This window comes from Nocardia colli, assembly GCF_008704205.1.
Taxonomy (GTDB): domain Bacteria; phylum Actinomycetota; class Actinomycetes; order Mycobacteriales; family Mycobacteriaceae; genus Nocardia; species Nocardia colli.
In genome coordinates, this window is sequence record NZ_VXLC01000010.1 from 259,313 (window position 1) to 277,280 (window position 17,968).

General features: G+C 69.1%; 15 protein-coding genes and 1 pseudogene. 7 read left to right on the forward strand and 9 right to left on the reverse strand.

The genetic code is table 11. The annotated features are described in order from the left end of the window. Positions 1–81: 81 nt before the first annotated feature. Positions 82–858 carry a glutaminyl-peptide cyclotransferase gene (locus F3087_RS22180; protein WP_150403933.1) on the reverse strand — a complete coding sequence of 259 codons (777 nt, stop codon included), beginning with the start codon at positions 856–858 and terminating at the stop codon, positions 82–84. Between the two features lie 17 nt (positions 859–875). Here F3087_RS22180 and F3087_RS47460 point away from each other — a divergent pair. After that, positions 876–1,706, forward strand: a pseudogene (locus F3087_RS47460) (DUF3027 domain-containing protein); the annotation flags it as partial. 1,553 nt (positions 1,707–3,259) lie between these two features. Next, positions 3,260–6,250: a sacsin N-terminal ATP-binding-like domain-containing protein gene (locus tag F3087_RS22200; RefSeq protein WP_150403935.1), complete on the forward strand. Its 2,991-nt coding sequence runs from the start codon at positions 3,260–3,262 to the stop codon at positions 6,248–6,250. Between the two features lie 33 nt (positions 6,251–6,283). Here the strand turns inward: F3087_RS22200 and F3087_RS22205 are convergent, their stop codons facing one another. After that, on the reverse strand, positions 6,284–6,898 hold the full coding sequence (locus F3087_RS22205) for a TetR/AcrR family transcriptional regulator (protein ID WP_223885260.1): 615 nt from the start codon (positions 6,896–6,898) through the stop codon (positions 6,284–6,286). A gap of 124 nt (positions 6,899–7,022) precedes the next feature. Here F3087_RS22205 and F3087_RS22210 point away from each other — a divergent pair, with 124 nt between their 5' ends. Next, positions 7,023–9,080 (forward strand): neutral/alkaline ceramidase, encoded by a 2,058-nt coding sequence (locus F3087_RS22210; protein WP_150403936.1) that lies wholly within the window; start codon positions 7,023–7,025, stop codon positions 9,078–9,080. A gap of 14 nt (positions 9,081–9,094) precedes the next feature. On the opposite strand, the gene F3087_RS22215 is transcribed toward F3087_RS22210, so the two are convergent. Beyond that, a complete protein-coding gene (locus F3087_RS22215; protein ID WP_150403937.1) occupies positions 9,095–9,334 on the reverse strand; it encodes a DUF2530 domain-containing protein in 240 nt (79 codons plus the stop codon). Between the two features lie 62 nt (positions 9,335–9,396). On the opposite strand from F3087_RS22215, the gene F3087_RS22220 reads away from it, so the two are divergent. After that, a complete protein-coding gene (locus F3087_RS22220) occupies positions 9,397–9,834 on the forward strand; it encodes an Rv0880 family HTH-type transcriptional regulator (protein ID WP_150403938.1) in 438 nt (145 codons plus the stop codon). Positions 9,835–9,856: 22 nt separating this feature from the next. On the opposite strand, the gene F3087_RS22225 is transcribed toward F3087_RS22220, so the two are convergent. Then, the gene (locus F3087_RS22225) at positions 9,857–10,249 is read right to left on the reverse strand and encodes a YccF domain-containing protein (protein WP_375915685.1); all 393 of its coding nucleotides are present in this window, start codon (positions 10,247–10,249) and stop codon (positions 9,857–9,859) included. A 101-nt stretch (positions 10,250–10,350) separates the two neighbouring features. Beyond that, on the reverse strand, positions 10,351–11,556 hold the full coding sequence (locus F3087_RS22230) for a GNAT family N-acetyltransferase (protein ID WP_150403940.1): 1,206 nt from the start codon (positions 11,554–11,556) through the stop codon (positions 10,351–10,353). 106 nt (positions 11,557–11,662) lie between these two features. On the opposite strand from F3087_RS22230, the gene F3087_RS22235 reads away from it, so the two are divergent. Continuing rightward, positions 11,663–12,463 carry a TrmH family RNA methyltransferase gene (locus F3087_RS22235; RefSeq protein WP_150403941.1) on the forward strand — a complete coding sequence of 267 codons (801 nt, stop codon included), beginning with the start codon at positions 11,663–11,665 and terminating at the stop codon, positions 12,461–12,463. Continuing rightward, complete coding sequence (locus F3087_RS22240) at positions 12,460–12,744, forward strand: DUF2537 domain-containing protein (protein WP_150403942.1); 285 nt, start codon at positions 12,460–12,462, stop codon at positions 12,742–12,744. The genes F3087_RS22235 and F3087_RS22240 overlap by 4 nt, the downstream gene beginning before the upstream one ends. Here the strand turns inward: F3087_RS22240 and F3087_RS22245 are convergent. The 3 genes from F3087_RS22245 to serC form a co-directional block, all read right to left on the reverse strand. Continuing rightward, positions 12,741–13,487, reverse strand: coding sequence for a DUF6928 family protein (locus F3087_RS22245; RefSeq protein WP_150403943.1), 747 nt, complete (start codon positions 13,485–13,487; stop codon positions 12,741–12,743). The genes F3087_RS22240 and F3087_RS22245 overlap by 4 nt on opposite strands. Before the next feature lie 336 nt (positions 13,488–13,823). Then, a complete protein-coding gene (gene sepH, locus F3087_RS22250; RefSeq protein WP_150403944.1) occupies positions 13,824–14,897 on the reverse strand; it encodes a septation protein SepH in 1,074 nt (357 codons plus the stop codon). 200 nt (positions 14,898–15,097) lie between these two features. After that, positions 15,098–16,222: a phosphoserine transaminase gene (serC, locus tag F3087_RS22255; protein ID WP_150403945.1), complete on the reverse strand. Its 1,125-nt coding sequence runs from the start codon at positions 16,220–16,222 to the stop codon at positions 15,098–15,100. Positions 16,223–16,389: 167 nt separating this feature from the next. Between serC and F3087_RS22260 the strand changes: the two genes are divergently transcribed. Then, entirely contained in the window at positions 16,390–17,055 is a 666-nt protein-coding gene (locus tag F3087_RS22260; protein WP_150403946.1) for a hypothetical protein, read from the forward strand. A 6-nt stretch (positions 17,056–17,061) separates the two neighbouring features. Here the strand turns inward: F3087_RS22260 and F3087_RS22265 are convergent, their stop codons facing one another. Further along, entirely contained in the window at positions 17,062–17,919 is an 858-nt protein-coding gene (locus tag F3087_RS22265; RefSeq protein ID WP_150403947.1) for a polysaccharide deacetylase family protein, read from the reverse strand. Between the last annotated feature and the right edge of the window lie 49 nt (positions 17,920–17,968).

Consider the following 17,968-nt stretch of genomic DNA (forward strand, 5'->3'; position numbering starts at 1 on the left):
CGTCGTTGACGGCGGTGCATCTCCCTGGACTTCCCCGCACGGCGATTCGCATGCGAATCGGTGTGCCGGAACTCACCGCGATCAGGCAGGCACGAAGCGGACCTCGAAGGTGGTCGGCCAGTTCTTGCCCGCCAGCAGGAACCGGTCGGTGCCGGGAATCTGGGCGATCCCGTTGAGCGTGTCCTCGCCGTTCGGGATGAGCGGCCGCGGCAGCAGGCCGGCCGCGTTGATCTGCGCGAGCACCTGACCGCTGTCAGGGTCGATGCGCAGGATGTTGTCGCTGGGCCAGTCGTTGGCGTAGACCGAACCGTCCTCGGCGCAGTCGAGTTCGTTGAGCCGCGCGTTCTGGTGGCTGGTCAGCCGGATCGAGCCGGTCGGCGCGAAGGTGACCGGATCGCGGAAGGTGAGCGTGTCGGTGCCGTCGCTCATCACCAGCCGGCCGGCCCGGGTGCACAGACCCCAGCCCTCGCCCGCGTAGGACGCGCGGCCGATCTCGGCCAGCGTGTTCGGGTCCCTGGCGAAGGCCGTGTGGTCCTGCCAGGTGAGTTGCCACAGCTTGTCCCCGGCGAGGGTGAGTCCCTCGCCGAAATAGGGTGCGGGCAGATCGACCCGGGCCAACTGCTCGCCGGTGAAGCGGTTCGTCGCGCGCACGCTCGACGCGCCCGACAGTCCGGTGCCTTCGTAGAGAACGTCGCCATCGATTTCGAGACCTTGGGTGAACGCGCGCGGATCATGCGACCGGGTGGCCACGACCTCGACATTCATCGCGGGCGACGCATCATCGGCCGCCGCACACCCGCCCCAGATGACCAGACCGACCAGCACACCGATGGCCAACGTCTGCCGATTGCGTTTCATACGGCAAAATGTAGGCCGTGAGCGCAGTTTCTGTTTCTGAGTCCGGTGTCCGGCCGATTCTGGCCGATGCCGTCGATCTGGCCCGCCGTGCGCTCCTGGAGTTGGAACCAGCCGGTGTCGGGGCGCATCTCGGCGTGGCTGCCGAGGACGACAGCGCGGCAACCCACCACTTCGAGGCCACGCTGCCCGGCTATCGCGGCTGGCAGTGGGCGGTCGTCGTGGCGGCCCCACCGGAGGCCGAGTATGCGACGGTGAGCGAATCGGCGCTGCTGCCCGGGCCGGACGCCCTGGTCGCGCCCGACTTCGTGCCCTGGGACCAGCGCATCCGGCCAGGTGACCTGGCCCCCGGCGACCTACTCGCGCCACCCCCCAACGACCCGCGCCTGGTACCCGGCTACGTCGCCAACGGCGACCCGGCCGTCGACGAGGTCGCCCTGGAGATCGGTCTCGGCCGCCCCCAGGTGCTCAGCCTCGAAGGTCGCGAAGAAGCCGCCGAACGCTGGTACACCGAATTCGGCCCAGACGCCGACATGGCCAAGGCGGCCCCCTCCACCTGCGGCCTGTGCGGCTTCTACCTCCCCCTCGCCGGCTCCATGCGCGCCGCCTTCGGCGTCTGCGGCAACGCGATGGGCGCCGACGGCCACGTAGTCCACGTCGCCTACGGCTGCGGAGCCCACTCCGACACAGTCGCCCCCACCGGTGGCGGTTCCCCCCTGTACGAGGCCTTCGACGACGCAGCCGTGGACCTGATCCCCGCCGAAGAACTCCTCGCCCCTGCCGCGGCAGAGCCCGAATCAACTGATGCGGCAGCCACAACCGACAAGGCGGCAGAGGAAGCCCCGTCGACCGAGGCCGATTCCGCCGAAGAGTCGGTCGTGGCCGAATCGCCCGCACCGATTACCGATGCGACACCGGTCGCCGACACTGAATCCGCCGAAGCACCTGTCGCCGAGGCCGAATCGGCTGTAGCGAATGTCGACGCAGCCCCAGCTGAGGTCGCCCCCACCGCCGAGACCGTCGCCGAGTCGGCCGATGTGGCAACAGATGTCGCAGCGGCACCGGTCGAGGCCGCTCAGGCCGTGGAGACCAAGTCGGCCGATGTAGCGGCAGCGGCTGAGGCCGAGCCGACATCGAACGTGGCGACTCCCGTTGCCGATACGGCACCTGCCGAAACCGCGCCGACCGCCGGGGTCGATTCGGTTGCTGGCGCGACCGAGGTTGCGCCTGCTGTGGCAGCACCGGTCGCCGACGCGGCACCGGCTGAGGCCGCGCCGAGCGTCGAGGCCGAATCGACCGACGCGTCGGCAGTGGTTGAGGCCGAGCCCGCGTCGAATGTGGCGACCCCCGTTGCCAAGACGGAATCGGCCGATGCGGCAGTTGTCGCGGATGCCGCGACCAAGTCGGCCGCCGAGGTCGCTTCGGTGGCAGATGTCGATGCGGCACCGGCTGAGGTCGCGCCGAGTGTCGAGGCTGAATCGGCAAACGCGGCGGTTGCGGCCGAGCCTGCGCCGAATGCGGCTACTTCCGTTGCTGAGACGGGATCAGCCGACGCGGCAGTGGTCAAGAATGTCGAAACCACGTCGGCTGAGGCCGATTCGGTTGCACCGGTTGCCGATACGGCAGAGACCGAGGCAGCCCAGCATGTCGAGGTCGAATCCACCGATGCGTCGGCAGCGGTTGAGACCGCGCCTGCACCGAATGCGGTGACTCCTGTTGCTGACACCGGATCGGCCGATGCGGTAGTGGTCGCGGATGTCGAAACCGCGTCGGCCGCTGAGGCCGCTTCGGTTGTGGCTGATGTTGACGCGGCAGCGGCCGAGGTTGCCGATGTTGTGGCAGCACCGGTCGAGGTAGCTCCGGCTATCGAGACCGAGTCCGCTGACGAGTCGGGCGCATCGGCCGTGGCCCAATCGGCTGCACCGGTTGCCGAGACGGCAACGGCCGAGGTTGCGCCGAGTGTCGAGGTCGAATCGGTTGTGGCGGATGTTGATGCGGCACCGGCCGATGTGTCCAGCGCCGAGACGGTTGTCGAATCAGCTGATGTGGCAACAGATGTTGGGGCTGCGTCGGTCGAGGAGGGTTCGGCCGTGGAGACCGGATCCGGCGACGAGTCGGTTGCGTCGGTTGCGGATGCGGGAGTTGCCGAGGGCACGCTTAGTGCGGATGTGCAAGCCGGTGAAAGTGGTTCTGCGGCTGACGATGTGGCGGAGGCCAAGTCCAGCTTCGATGTTGTGGTGGAGCCGAGTGGGTCGGTCACTGTGGTTGCCGATGGTGGTGACGCGGAGGCTGATGCGCGGGTGTCCTCTGATGACGAGCGGGTTGTCGACGGCGGGGCTGACTCATCGCCGCAGAGCTGACCGGGACGGCCGATCCGTTCGGCACCTCGGCGTTGCGGGCGGGCGTGCTTGCCGCCTGGCGTGATTCGCCGACTCGGCTGCGTGAGGACGCGGCGACCGAGGCGGATCTGGTGCGCGCCGGTTACCGCGACCGGCTGCTGACCGAGCTGGCGCAGAACGCGGCGGACGCGGCTGCCAAGGCCGGTGTCGTGGGCCGGCTGGTGGTGCGGCTCGACGGTGCGCACCTGCGTATCGCCAATACCGGTGCGCCGCTGGATCTCTCCGGCGTGCATGCGCTCACCGCGCTGCGCGCGTCCGGGAAGTCCGACGTCACGGCGGTCGGCCGGTTCGGCGTCGGCTTCACCGCCGTGCTGTCGGTCAGCGACGAGATCGAGCTGCGCTCGACCACCGGCTCGCTCCGGTTCTCCCGCGATTTGACCTGGGACGCGCTGCGGCGCAACGACATCCGGATCCCCGACCATGCGGCCAACGACCAAGCGGACGAGTTCGCGCCGCCGGTGCTGCGGATGGCCTGGCCGGCCGAGGCCGCACCGGCACCCGGCTTCGACACCGAAGTCGTGCTGCGCCTGCGCCCGGACATCGATGCCGAAGCACTGCTCACCGGCCTGCACGACGAAGCCATCGATCTGCTGCTGGAACTGCCCGCGCTGCAACACATCACGATCGAAGCGGCGGAATTCACCAGCACCACCACCGATCTCGGCAAAGACCTGCAAGAGATCCGCGTCGACGGCCCCGACGGCACGCACCGCGCCTGGTGGCAGTACCGCGCCGCACACGCCCGCTGGCTGCTCCCGCTGCGCAACGGCAGGCCGACCGCCGCCGCCCCGGACGTGCTGCGCGCCCCGACCCGCTCCGACGAGGAACTCTCCCTCCCGGCCCTGCTGATCGCCGACATCGCCATGCAGCCGGACCGCCGCCGCCTGCTCCCCGGCGCCCGCCTCACCGAACTCGCCACCGGCTACGCGGATTTCGCCCGCGCCCTCCCGCCCGGCGATCGTCTGGTGCTCGTCCCCACTCCGGGCTTCGCCCGCAGCGAGGCCGACGGCCTGCTCCGCGAAGCGCTGATCCACGAACTCCAGACCAAGGCGTGGCTCCCGATCGTCGTCGCCCCCGGCACGGGCGGCAAGGCCGCTGAGGACGCCGCAGCGGCCCTGTTCGACCCTGCGCCACAACACGCCACACCCAGCTCCGCAGAAACGCCCCTGTCGGCCGCACCGGATGCGGATTCATCCACAGGTGCCGAGATTTCGGCCGGCGACCCCTATTCGTCGGCAACCACAGACACCGACGGTGCACCGGCATGGCCGAACGCGCTGTCCACCGGCGCGGGTGCCGAATTACTCGACGACTCGGCCGTATTCGACGCAACCGCTACCGATCCGGTCGACGTGGCCGTGCCGACCCGGGCGAGTGCTTTCACCGGCCTGACCGACGACTTGGCGCGTCTGCTCGATGATGTGGTCGGGCCGTTGGTGATTCCGGAGTTGTCCCGCCCCGGGCATGCCGAGGCACTGGGAGTGCTGGACGTGCACCGGCTCGGACTGGCGCGATTGGCCGAGTTGTCCAGCGGCCTGGAGCGCCCACCGCACTGGTGGTATTCGCTGTACGCGGCGCTGGAGGTATTCGTAGCGGACCCGTTGGCCGCCGAAGAGCTTGGCGCGCTTGCGGTTCCGCTCGCCGACGGGCGCCTGGTCACCGGCCCCCGCACGACGGTGCTCGACGACCACCTCGAGGTCGCGATTCCGGTGCATTGGGCCAGGCTGGTCCATCCCGAGGCGGCGCATCCGCTGCTGGCCCGGCTCGGCGCGCGGTCGGCGACCGCCGAAGACCTGTTGAGCGAACCCGATCTACGCGCCGAGCTGGAGGATCACCCGGACGACGCGGACACCATCGACGCGGTCCTGCGCCTGGCCGTGCTCGCCGATCCGGCCGCGCTCCCGGCCTGGCTCAGCCTGATCGAATTGCCCGACGTGGACGGCGAATTGCGCCCGGCCGACGAACTGCTGCTGCCCGACGCCCCGCTGCGTGAGCTGCTGGTCGAGGATTCACCGTTCAGCGCGATCGATCCCGCCGTGGTGGAAGGCTATGGCGCGCAAGCGTTGCGGGCCATCGGCGTCGGCTGGGACTTCACCGTGGTGACCGAGGCCGATCCGACCGGCCCGGATCACGATCTGGACGACGAGGACCGCTGGTGGTCGACGCTGGCGGACGATCCGCCGGAGTTCGCCGCGATCCGCGATCTCGACCTGGTGGACGACGCCGCCTGGCCGGAGGCGTTGTGGCAGTTGGCTTCTGATCCGCGCACCCGCCGCCTGCTCACCGATCGCAACGGCTACACCGGGTGGTGGTTGCGCACCAACGCGCGCATCGACGGCACGCCGCTCGGCCTGATGCGCCATCCCTCGGATACCGAATTCGCCGAGCTGCTGCCGACTTTCGCGGTTCCGGGTCTCGCCGACGACGCCACCGCGATGCGCGCGATCTTGGCCGACTCGTCCGTGATCACCCCCGAATTGGCCACGGCCCTGCTCAATGCGCTCGCGGATCCGGCGAAAACCCCTACCCCCGAGGTGGTTTCGCGCACGCACGCGACATTGGCCGCCGCTGTGGCCGAAGATCGCCTGGATCTCGCCGACCTCGCCCTGCCCGATCGGGTGCGCGCGCTGTCCGGCGACGTCATCGATCCGGCTCAGGCCCTCGTCCTCGATCAGCCCTGGTTCGGCCTGGCCGTGCCCCCGAATCGTCTGGTAGTCGGCGACATCGAGGCCGCGCCCACCTTGGCGACCCTGCTCGACCTGCCCCTGGTCTCCGAGTCGGTCACCGCCGAGATCCTGACCCCCGGCCGCCGCACCACCTGGTCCGCCGAACCACTGGGAGTCATACTGCGGCAACTCTTCTCGCTGCCCCGGGAGACGGGCGATCTGATGCTGCACGACGATCTGCAAGTCCGCCTGCACGGCGCGATCGAGATCACCGCCTCGGTCCCGTGGTGGCGCGACGGCAACACCGTGCATGTCCGGACACCGCGCTAGCGGGCGAATCCGCCTGTCCCGCAGTGACAACCGCTAAGCGGCGTACTCCGCGATCATCTGGCTGAGCAGATCCAGCTGCGACCGCACGCTCTCACTGTCGTTGTCCACCAACCACCGAAGTACCACGCCGTCGATCACATTCAGGGTGAACCGGCTCAACGATTGCAGCGGAACCGACCACTGGTTTCCGGTCGCGTCGCGCGCGTGTTCCAGGATGTCGCCGACGGTGGAGTCGTTGAAGTTGTACTGCTCGCGGGCGATTGCGAGTTTCGCTGGAGTTTGCTCACCCTCGCGCAGTGCGTAAGTGGTGGTTTCGTAAGTGAGCAGTTGACGTTCCGGAGTGGCTTCTATGTTGAGCCACATCAGTTCCAGTCCCGCGCGGATCAATTTTTGAAGTGCTTCTTTTCCACTTCCGACGTCTTGCCATACCGTTTCATTGGCGTCGACAGAATCGCGTAATTCCATCGACAACGCCTTGACCAGCTCGGTCATCAGCGCGTCCTTGTTTTCGAAACAGTAATGCACCACTCCAAGCGAGACTCCTGCCGCTTGGGCGACATCGCGCGTGGTCACGCCCGCAACGCCCTTTTTTTCGGCAAGACCGATAGCGGCCTCGATAAGGTGGGCCCGTCTTTCTTCGACGCTCAATCGGGAGGACACCCCAGGGAGTTAAGCGCTCGGGGAGCGTGCAGTCAATTCGCCGGTAGAAAAATCTCGACTGGACGAGTGACCAGTTGTGTGGTTCGCTGCCATCAGATCGAAGGAGACGCGTATGCCGCTGTCGCGCAGAACCGTTCTTGCCCGAACCGTCGCAGGTTCGGCGACGCTCGCCGCCGCCGCGGCGGTGCCCGCCATGTCCGGCGCGCTCGGCGCCGAGGCGGCGGCCGCCCCGGGTTCCGGCGGCTACGAGCTCGGTGTCGGTATTTCCGACATCACCGGGCCTGCCGCGGGATGCGGAATGATGGGATATTCCCAGCTCGAACAGCAGACGGCGGGTATTCACCTGCGGCCGCGGGCGCGCGCGTTCATCATCGGGAGCGCCGGGCGGCGGATCGTTTTCGTGGTCGCGGAGAACGGGATGATCTTCCAATCCGTGCACCGCGGCGTGCTCGCGGAGCTGGCCCGGCGCTTCGGCGATCGGTACACCGAGCAGAACGTGGTGCTCACCTCGACGCACTCGCACGCGACCTGTGGCGGCTCCAGTAACGATTACGCATACAACCTGTCCATCTTGGGTTTTCAGCAGCAGGTGTACGACGCGGAGGTCAACGGCATCGTCGAGGCGATCGCCGCCGCGGACGCCGATCTCGGCCCCGGCTCGCTGGCGCTGGGCCACGGCGAACTGCACGACGCGAGCGTCAACCGGTCCCGGGTGGCGTGGGAACTCAATCCCGTTGCCGACAAACAACACTTCCCCGAAGCGATCGACCCGGCGGTGACCGCCCTGTCCCTGATCAAAGGTGGCCGGCAGATCGGCGCCATCACCTGGTTCTCCACCCACTGCACCTCGATGACCAACGAGAACCGGCTGATCAGCTCGGACAACAAGGGTTACGCGGCATTCGCCTACGAGCACCTCGAGCACGGCGTGCGCTACCTCGACGGCACACCGGATTTCGTCGCCGCCTTCGCCCAGACCAACGCGGGCGACATGTCCCCGAACCTGAACCTGCGCCCCGGCTCCGGACCCACCGAGAACGAGTTCGACAACACCCGCATCATCGGCGAGCGCCAGTATCAGGCGGCGAAAGACACACTGGCCCAGGCACAGTCGATGAGCGGACCGGTCGACTCGATGCTTTGTTACATCGACCTGGCCGACGTCGCCGTAGCCGGCCGATTCACCCCGGACGGGCAGCCGCGGCACACCGCGACCGCGGCGGCCGGCGTCTCGCTCATCGCGGGCAGCATCGAGGACGGACCCGGCTTCCCCGGCGCGCCCATCCCGGAGGGCGTGCGCAACCCCTTCCTGGACGCCCTCGGCGGCGCGAACACCCCCGCCCCGGCCTGGCTCGCGGATGCCCAGGCGCCCAAGGCGATCGCCGCGCCGCTCGGCCTGATGCCGCCGGTGGCCTGGGTGCCGAATGTGTTGCCGATTCAGATCGTTCGGCTCGGCGAGCTCTACTTGGCCGCCGCCGGTGGGGAATTCACCATCACGTCCGGCCTGCGGGTGCGCCGCGCGGTGGCGGACGCGCTCGGCGTGCCGCTGGAGCAGGTGCTGATGCAGGGCTACGCGAACGCCTACCACGAATACGTCACCACCCCAGAGGAATACGACTCGCAGCAGTACGAGGGCGCCTCGACCCTGTTCGGCCGCTACACCCTCTGCGCCTACCAGCAGGAATTCACCCGCCTGGCAACGGCATTCGCGGCTCGTCAGGTGGTCCCGCGCGGTCCCGCCCCGCGCGACGTGTCCAACCTGCAACCGAACTTCCAGCCCGGCGCGGGCCCGGACAGCACGCCGCCCGGCCGCGGCTTCGGTGACGTGCTGACCCAGCCTGCCCCGTCGTACGCCCCGGGCACTCAGGTCGCCGCCGAATTCGTCTCTGCCCACCCGAAACACAACACCCGCCGCAACAGCACGTTCCTGGAAGTGCAGCGGCAGAACGCGTCAGGGGAGTGGACGCGGGTGGCCAACGAGGGCGAGTGGGCGGTGAAGTACTTCTGGAGCAAACGCGGCGCGGCCGAATCCGTGGCCCGGTTCACCTGGGACATCCCGGCCGACGCCACACCGGGCCGATACCGGTTCCAGCACTACGCCGACAGCCTGAGCCCGGACGGCGCACTGCACCCGTTCACCGGTACTACCAACGACTTCGAGGTCGGCTGACGTCCGTGCGTGCGCTACAGGCCGGTCTGCGCGCCCTTGTCGCCCCGGCGCGCCCCGCGCCGCTGGATCAGGAAGATCCCGAGCGCGAGCACGCCGACCACCAGCCCCATCAGGCAGACCGGCAGCACCGATGCCCACCGGTCACCGCTGGCCCAGACCACCACCGTGGCCACCAACCAGAGCGCGCTGCCGACCGCGAGCACCGGACGCGGATCGGTCAGCCGGGGCGGGATCTGCGGCACATTCTCGGTCACGGCACCAGCGTAGCTGCGAGAACGCGCGTCCGACGCGCACCCGTCCCGTATCGTTCAGCTCTGTGACAACGCCATCCGATGTTCGAGCCCTCGCCGGTGAACTCTCACTGGCAGTGGTTCGACTGACGCGTCATCTGCGCGGCCGCCGCGCCGACTCCCAGATTTCGCTGACCCAGCTCTCCGCCCTCGCGACCCTGGCCCGCGACGGCGAGATGACGCCGGGAGCGCTGGCCGCGCGCGAGCGCGTGCAGCCGCCGTCGATGACGCGCGTGATCGCCTCGCTCACCGACCTGGGGATGGTCGAGCGCAAGCCGCACCCCACCGATGGTCGCCAGATCATCGTGTCGCTGTCCGAGGCGGGTACCGCGCTCATCGCCGACGAGACGCACGCCCGCGAGGCCTGGATGACCGAACAGCTCTCCGGCCTCACCGACAATCAGATCGACGTGCTCACCCAGGCCGTCGGCATCATGAAGCAGATAGTCGCCGAATCCGAGTAGGCCTCCTGCCATCCCCTGGCGGTCAGCGCGCCCCGAACGGCTGGTCGCTGTCCACGATGTCGCGCCCGAGCGGGAACAGCGACAGCGGGATGAGCTTCAAATTGGCCCAGCCGAACGGGATTCCGATGATCGAGATGAACAGCGGGATGCTGGTCAGCAGGTGGCCGAGGGCGAGCCACCAGCCCGCGACGATCACCCAGATGATGTTGCCGACCAGCGAGCCGGCGCCCGCGCCCGGCCGCTCCACCGTGGTCCGGCCGAACGGCCACAGCGCGTAGGCCGCGATCCGGAACGACGCGATGCCCCACGGGATGGTGATGATCAGGATGCAGCAGATGATCCCGGCCAGGATGTAACCCAGCGCCATCCACACCCCGACGAACACGAGCCACAGGACGTTGAGGATCAAACGAATCGGCGCCATGTGAACAGGATGCCAGCCGAACCGGGCACCGGCATCAGGGTTTCCCCCGAGCCGGTGCGTCGTCGGCCACAGCCGCGATATCCGGGCATGGGTCAGAAGAACCACCCGAGCATTGCGTCGCGTTCGGCGGCGAAGGCGTCGCCGAACGCGCGGACCGTCGCGGAGTCCTTGGCCTGCAAGCGGTTTGCCTCCGCGAAGACCCGTGCCGGATAGGCGCCGAGGTACATGCTGGCGAGCACATCGATGCCGAGTTCGAGGTCAGCCGGTCGGTTGGTCGGCGTGCATTCGGCGATGCCGTCGCGCACGGTGAGGGCGAAGCTGCCGCCCGCGTCGCGGAACGGATCGGTCACCGCGAGCACGACTTCCAGGTCGCGCTGATACGAGCGGGCGGTGAGCGCGGCCGGAATGTCCATGAGCCGCAACCACAGTGCGTCGTAGCGCGCGGTGGTCCCGACCAGCCGGATGTCGGTGAGCAGGTACGGCAGCGGGTCGTTGTCGCTGAGTACCGCGTCGATATGCGTCACCAGTTCCAGCCCGGCCAGCACCCGCCACAGCGCGGCATGCGCGTCGGTGGTCACCGCCCGCATGTCGACCACCTCGGCGACATTGACGTCCTGGCTGCGGGTGTAGCGGTAGAGCGCGTAGCCGTCCGGATGCAGCAGGGCGAACAGATCGGTGCCGCCGCCGCGGTATTCGGCCGGGTCGGCGAACAGCATCTTCCAGCTGGTCTCCGGGCGGGCCTGCGCGCCGGGCACGAGCCGGCGCCAGCGGTCGTAGACGGCCTGCACCTGATCGGTCACCTCGGCCAGCGTGGCGAGCACGACGCCACCCGGATCCGGCGCCGTCGGCCGGAACTCGGCGAACCGGCGATCGATGCGCACCGCGTTCTCCCGGATCGTCGGCCCGTAGCCGAAGCGCCCGTAGATGGTGCCCTGGCTGGCCGTGAAGATGGTCAGCGGCACGCCCTCCGCCTCGGTCCGCCGGTGCTGCTCGGTGTACATCGCCCGGAGGATCCCGCGCCGCCGATGCGTCGGCGCGACCACGACGCCCGCGATCCCGCACGCCTCGACCGTGCGTTCGCCGGGCACCGTCAGCGTCATCCTGGCCGCCTTGGTCGCCCCGACTATCCGTTCGCCGTCCAGCGCGACGATGGCGCCCTCGACGGGGAAGACCCTGGTCGCCGGGTTCCGGAACGCCTCGGGCAGCCGCATGCCGAAGGAGGTATCGGCGACCAGCGTGATCGCGGCGTCGTCGGCGGGAGTGGCCGACCGAATGGTGATTCCGTTTGGCAGCGTCATGGCACGACACTCCCACGCGGCGTGCGGCAGCGCATTCGAATTAGTACCGGGCGACTCGGCCGCACCGGAGGCGGCGGCGCGCGCCCGGCCCAGGCAGGATGTATCCGTGGCCGAAGTGATCGATATCGTCGACCCCGCCGATCCGCGGGTCGATGACTTCCGCGACCTCAAGTCCGCCGATCGCCGGCCAGATCTGCCGGGCCGGAAGGGTCTGGTGATCGCCGAGGGCGTGGTGGTCGTGCAGCGAATGCTGGATTCCCGGTTCGCGCCGACCGCCTTACTGGGCGTGGACAAGCGGCGCGAAGAGCTGGCCGACGACCTGGCCGGCGCCGACGTGCCCTACTACCGCGCGTCCGCCGAGGTGATGGCGGAGGTGGTCGGCTTCCATCTCAATCGAGGGGTGCTCGCGGTCGCCCAGCGCCCCGCACCGCTCACCCTGGACGAGGTCCTGGAGTCGGCGCGCACGGTGGCCGTGCTGGAGGGCGTCAACGATCACGAGAACCTCGGCTCGATGTTCCGCAACGCGGCCGGCCTGGGCGCCGAGGCCATCCTGTTCGGTGATCGGTGCGCCGACCCGCTCTACCGGCGCGCGGTGCGGGTGTCCATGGGGCACGTGCTGCGGGTGCCTTTCGCTTCCGTCCCCGACTGGCCCCGGGGTCTGGATATACTGCGGCGCAAAGGGTTCCAGATCATCGCGTTAACTCCGAACCCCGCCGCGGTGACGCTGGCCGCGGCAATGACCGGAGACCGGGTGGCCTTGTTGCTCGGCGCCGAAGGTCCAGGGTTGAGCGAGGACGCGATGCGAGCCACCGATGTGCGGGCGCGAATTCCGATGTCACCGGGCACCGATTCGCTCAACGTGGCCACCGCGGCCGCGATGGCCTTCTACGAGCGGGTCCGGACGTGAGTTATCCACCGCATCATGGCCCGACGCCCTGGGGCGCCGGGATCACCGTCTCGATCATGGTCGGGTTGCTCGCCGCGGTCGCGGTGTTCTCCTTCGGCCGCGCGCTCGCCGAGGTGCATCCGCTGCTCGCGGTGGCGGTGAACCTGGTCGCGGCCGGCGGGGCCGCGCCGACCGCCTGGCGGTGGCGGTGGACGCCGGTGACCAGGTGGGTGGTCGGCGGCGCCGTGGTGGGTGTGCTGCTCGGCTGGGTGGCGTTGCTGATCAGCGGGATCGCGGCTTAGGAAACACGGTCGTGGCCGCGCAGCCAGCCGAACAGGCCGCGCTTGGGTCGCGCGCCGAGGTCCGGCTCGTGCTGCGGCGGCACCAGCGTGGCCGGGTCGGGCGCTTGGCCTTTCGGATACAGCGTGAACCCGCACACCGCGACATCGCCGGGGACCAAGGCGCCCTCGGCGGCGGGGGAGCGGTAGTGGAAGCCGAGCCATTCGTGGTTGGCCGCGTCGGCGAAATCGGGCGGGTCGAACGGCAGGGTCTGCGGGTCCGGCAGTTCGCCCGCCTGCCAGCGCACCGGATGCTCGCCGGCCCAATACGGCCGCTCCCACACCAGCGGCAGGCCCTCGTCCTCCAGGATGTTCACCCGGCTGGAACTGAACGCCCGGCGGAATTCGCCCCGCTCCCAATGCGCGAACGCGCCCCAGCCGTGCGCGGCGTCGAACGACACCAGGAAGGTGTGCTCGGAGGCCAGCGGCCGGACCAGCAACTCCGGGATCTCGGTCGGATGCACGCGCGCGGCCTGGGCCGAGCACACGACCGTCACGCCCGGGTAGCAACCGATGTATACCTCGTCGAGGTCGGGGCCGGCACAGCCGGCCAGGGTGCCGACCATGATCGGCAGCACGTCCCGGTCGCCGTGCAACTGTTTCGCCAGCGCCAGTGCGGCATCCGGATCCGGATCGTGGTTGGCGCGCAGGACCGTCAACGGGTCGGGGGCGTCGACGTACCAGAGCGTCGAAGCTTTCGATAGCATTTCCGGCACCTCCCGATGGTTGCACGAATCAGCTCCGCGAACTTCGAGCAACGCACTGGGGTGTCGAACAATTCATCGTCTTCTTGAACCGTCCGGGCCGCAGTGCGCAGTCGACAACACACCGAAAAATCTACTCGCCCTGAACGTCGCTAGGCGGACCTTCGGCCCCTGAACACGCCAGTGCGTACCAGAAATCCGTCGGCGGACGTCGTTTCCGGAACGCGGCGATACCGCTGGCTAATTCGCCGAGCGAAGGGTTTGCGCGTTCCGGACATGCGGATGCGACAAGACCTCAGGACGACTGAGCAATCGAAATGCAGGCAGCTTCAAGCACACTCAGTGCCCGGAGCTACGCACTCCCAGCAGCACGTCCTCCCAGGACGGCATAGGCGCCTTGCCGCGCTTGGTGCGGGCGGGCTTAGCGGGCGCTTTGCCGTTGGCCGCGGGTTTGGCGGGCTCCTCGGCGGCGGGCTTGGTCGACGCGGCGGGCGCGGCCGGAGCGGTGGGTTCCGCCGGCGTGCTCGGAGTAGTCGGCGCGGGCGCGCTCGGTGCGGGCGCCGGGGCGGCCGCGGTGGGCGTCGCGGTCGTTGTGGCAGTGGGGGTCGCGGTCGCACCGGCGGTGATGGCAGGCGTGTTCGCGCCACCTGCGGCGACGGCCCGCTGTTCGTAGTACTCGTCCAGGGTGGGCTGGCTCTGCTGCCGGGCCGCGGTGCGGGCGGGCGGCGCGGCGGGCGTCGGACGCGGTTCGACCGCGGGCTCGGGCTGCGGCGCGGGTGCGGCGGCCTCGGGCTCGGCGGGCGCGATCGTGGCCAGGCCGCGTAGCGCGCGGCCGAAGTCGGGATCGATCAGGTCGGAGGCGGGGTCGTCGAGCGGGGAGACCGAGCCGCCGTGCGCGTCCGGCTGGTAGCGCCAGTGCGCGGCGATTTCCGAACGCCCGTTCTGCCACTGCAATTGGGCGACCCAGAAGCCTTTTTCGTCTTTCCAGGCATCCCATTCGGCGCCCTCGATGTTGTGACCGCGCTCGGTGAAGGCGGCGGTGACGACATCGATGAGGATTTCCACGGCGGGGCCGTCGGGGCGGACGGGGTGTGCCTTCTGCGCGAGTTCGGCCGCGCGGGCCCGTTCCAGCAGGACCGGGTAGGCGAACCGCTCGACGCGGCTGGCCGGCATGCCGGATTCTTCGGTGACCTGGTCGACGGAGGCGCCGGCACGGATACGAGCCTGGATATCGCGAGGACGCATAGTTGCTTCCATTTCGATCTCGATCTGGCCGAATCGGGCAAGGTCTCCGCGCGCTGCGGCTCGTAGCTTGTCGTCGGCGGGAAGCCGGTACTTCGCGCCGGACTCGGTGTCGATACACACGATGTGCGTGGAGTCGGGCGTCACCCCGATCACTCGAAGTTCACGCACCGTTACCTCCTTACCGCGTCGACCCGCGACACCGCCACCTTTCCGAAACAGTAGTGCACTTCTGGGATCCGTGGGGCGAGACACGCGGTGCGGAAATCTCCAAAAAGACTCCCGCACCCCGCTAATCTGCTCTGTTCGACTTACTGCACCGCGCGGCGCGGCGTGTCATTTGTGGCGTGTCGCGCTCGAATCCGAGTGCGTCAGCCCAGATTCTGCACTACCCAGTCGATGCTGCGGGTGAGCTGGCTGACGTCCTCCGGGTCGATCGCCGGGAACATGCCGACGCGCAGCTGGTTACGACCCAGCTTGCGGTACGGCTCGGTGTCGACGATGCCGTTGGCGCGCAGCACCTTCGCCACCGCGGCCGCGTCGACCGAGTCGGCGAAGTCGATGGTGCCGACCACCTGCGAGCGGTGCGCCGGGTCCTTGACGTACGGCGTGGCGAATTCGCTCGACTCGGCCCAGTTGTACAGGCGCGAGGACGAATCCAGCGTCCGCTTGACCGCCCAGTCCAGGCCGCCGTTGCCGTTGAGCCACTCGATCTGGTCGGCGAACAGCAGCAGGGTGGCCAGCGCCGGGGTGTTGTAGGTCTGATCCTTGGTGCTGTTGTCGATCGCGATCGGCAGCGACAGGAACTCCGGCGTCCAACGGCCCGAGGCCTTGATCTCGTCCACCCGGGCGAGTGCGGCCGGGCTCATCAGCGCGACCCACAGGCCGCCGTCGGCGGCGAAGCACTTCTGCGGCGCGAAGTAGTAGACATCGGCGTCGGTGATGTTCACCGGCAGACCGCCCGCGCCGGAGGTGGCGTCGATGGCGATCAGCGCGTTCGCCGAGCCCGCCGGGCGCTGCACCGGAATCGAGACGCCGGTGGAGGTTTCGTTGTGCGCCCAGCCGATCAGGTCGACCGACGGGTCCGACACCGGCTCCGGCGCGCTGCCCGGCTCGGCCGAGACGACGATCGGGTCGCCGATGAACGGGTTGCCCTTGGCCACACTGGCGAACTTCGAGCTGAACTCACCGTTGGTGAGGTGCAGCGAACGCTCCCGGATCAGGCCGAACGCGGCGGCGTCCCAGAACGCGGTGGTGCCGCCGTTGCCCAGCACGACCTCGTAACCGTCGGGCAGCCCGAACAGTTCGCGTAGGCCCGAGCGCACCCGCGCGACCACATCTTTCACCGGCTTCTGCCGATGACTGGTGCCGAACACCGAGGCGCCGACGGTCACCAGGGACTGCAACTGCTCCGGGCGCACCTTGGACGGGCCACAGCCGAATCGTCCGTCGGCGGGCTTGAGGTCGGCGGGAATCGTCGGGAGCGCAGTGGTCATGCGAACAGGGTAAAGCGTGTCGGACCTGCCCGGTTCGTGCGGGTCGGCACCTGTGCTCGAGGCCACGGACGCCGGTGTCGCCGCGCCACGCCGGAATTGTCCCGGTCTGCTCGGGTTGCAGTGGAATTGCTGTGTCGCGGACCACAGTCCAGCTAACCTTTGCGCCCATGAACATGGCGCCGGCGAACTCGGGGTGGCGATTGCTCGGTCGACGACCACGATCCTTCGGACTGCGCGTCGGCGCGATCTCCGATAACGCGCGCCGGGAGTTGCTGATGCGCGGCGCGCTGGGTTCGGCAACCGTCCTCGGCGTGCGGGCGAGTTCGAAGGCGACGGCCGGCGAGCCCGCCGCGCCCGGACACGTGTTCTGGGTCCGGGTCCTGGTCGACGGAATTCCGCCGTACGAGACCAGGGTTCGCCAGCGGGTGCCCGCGGCGAACCTGGAGTGGATGCAACCCGGTGACGTGGTGTGCTGCCGGGTCGATCCGGGCGACCGGGATCGATTGGTGCTCTATGTGCCCGATTTCGCCGAGACCGGCCGGGTCAGCATCGCGAAGATCCTCGCCGACGGCCGCCGCGCCGACGCCACCGTGCTGGCCGCGACCCCGGTCGCGGCGGACTACTCCGGCCGCGACGACCCGGTGCTTCGCCTCGACCTCGAGCTGCGCGCCTGGGACGAACCGACCCCGTGGCTGGTCCGGCTCGTGCAACCGGTGCCGTTGTCCGCGATCGGCCTGGTCGATCTCGGCCAGCACCTGGAGGTCGCCTTCTTCACCGTCGACCACGGCGAATCCGTCGCGGTCGACTGGGCAGCCTCGCTCGGGGAGGACTGATCTCGGTCAGAGGTGGACGAAGGTGAAACCCATGTCGCGAATCGTCGGCAGCACCGCGATCATCCCCGCACCGGTCCCGGATTGCGGCCGATGCATGTGCGCGAGCGAAATCGCCCCGGGCGCAGCGGCATTCATCGCACCCTGCACCTTGGCCGCGCTCGCGGTCGCGCCGTAATCGGCATTGATGCTGAAACCGACCGGGATTTCGCCCAATTCGTTCACGATGGCGACCGCGACGTCGTCGTAGTGCGCGGTGCCGGCGCGGAAGAACCGCGGCGGGCGGCCGACCAGCCCGGTTAGTCGCTCGTGGTTGGCCCAGACCTCGTCCGCGACCTCCTGTGCCGAGCCGGTGCCCGCGATCCCGTAGGCGGCCTGCCCGTTCACCGACAGCGGCTTGTGCGCCACACCGTGATTGGCCAGTTCGAACAGCGGGTTCATGGCCAGCTGCGCGGCCCGCTGCTGGTTCGCGTCGATCCAGCGCTTGTTCAGGAACAAGGTGGCCGGAATCTGCTGGGCGATCAGGAAGTTCACCAGCGACTCGTCGATGTCGTTGTTGCCCGCCCCGCCGCACGCGTCGAAGGTCAGCGCCATCTGCTTGCCGGTGGCCGCGAACGTGCTGAGGATCCCCGGCATCGCCACGCCCCACTGCTGCGGGTGGTCGCCCGCGTGCCGGGCGGCCACCGCGGCCGGGGAATTGCCCGGCGGCGGTGCGTTCTTGGCGATCACGGCGGAATTGCCCGCGACCGGAGAGCGGCCGGTCGAACTGGGCTGTGCGGGCGTCTCACTCTGCGCCGTGCCACATCCGGTGGTGGCGAACCCGGCGGCCAGCGCGGCGCCGACGCCGAACATCCGCCGGCGCGACATGCCTTTATCCATCATCCGTAAGCCCTCTTTCCGAAGTCAGCCCCGGATG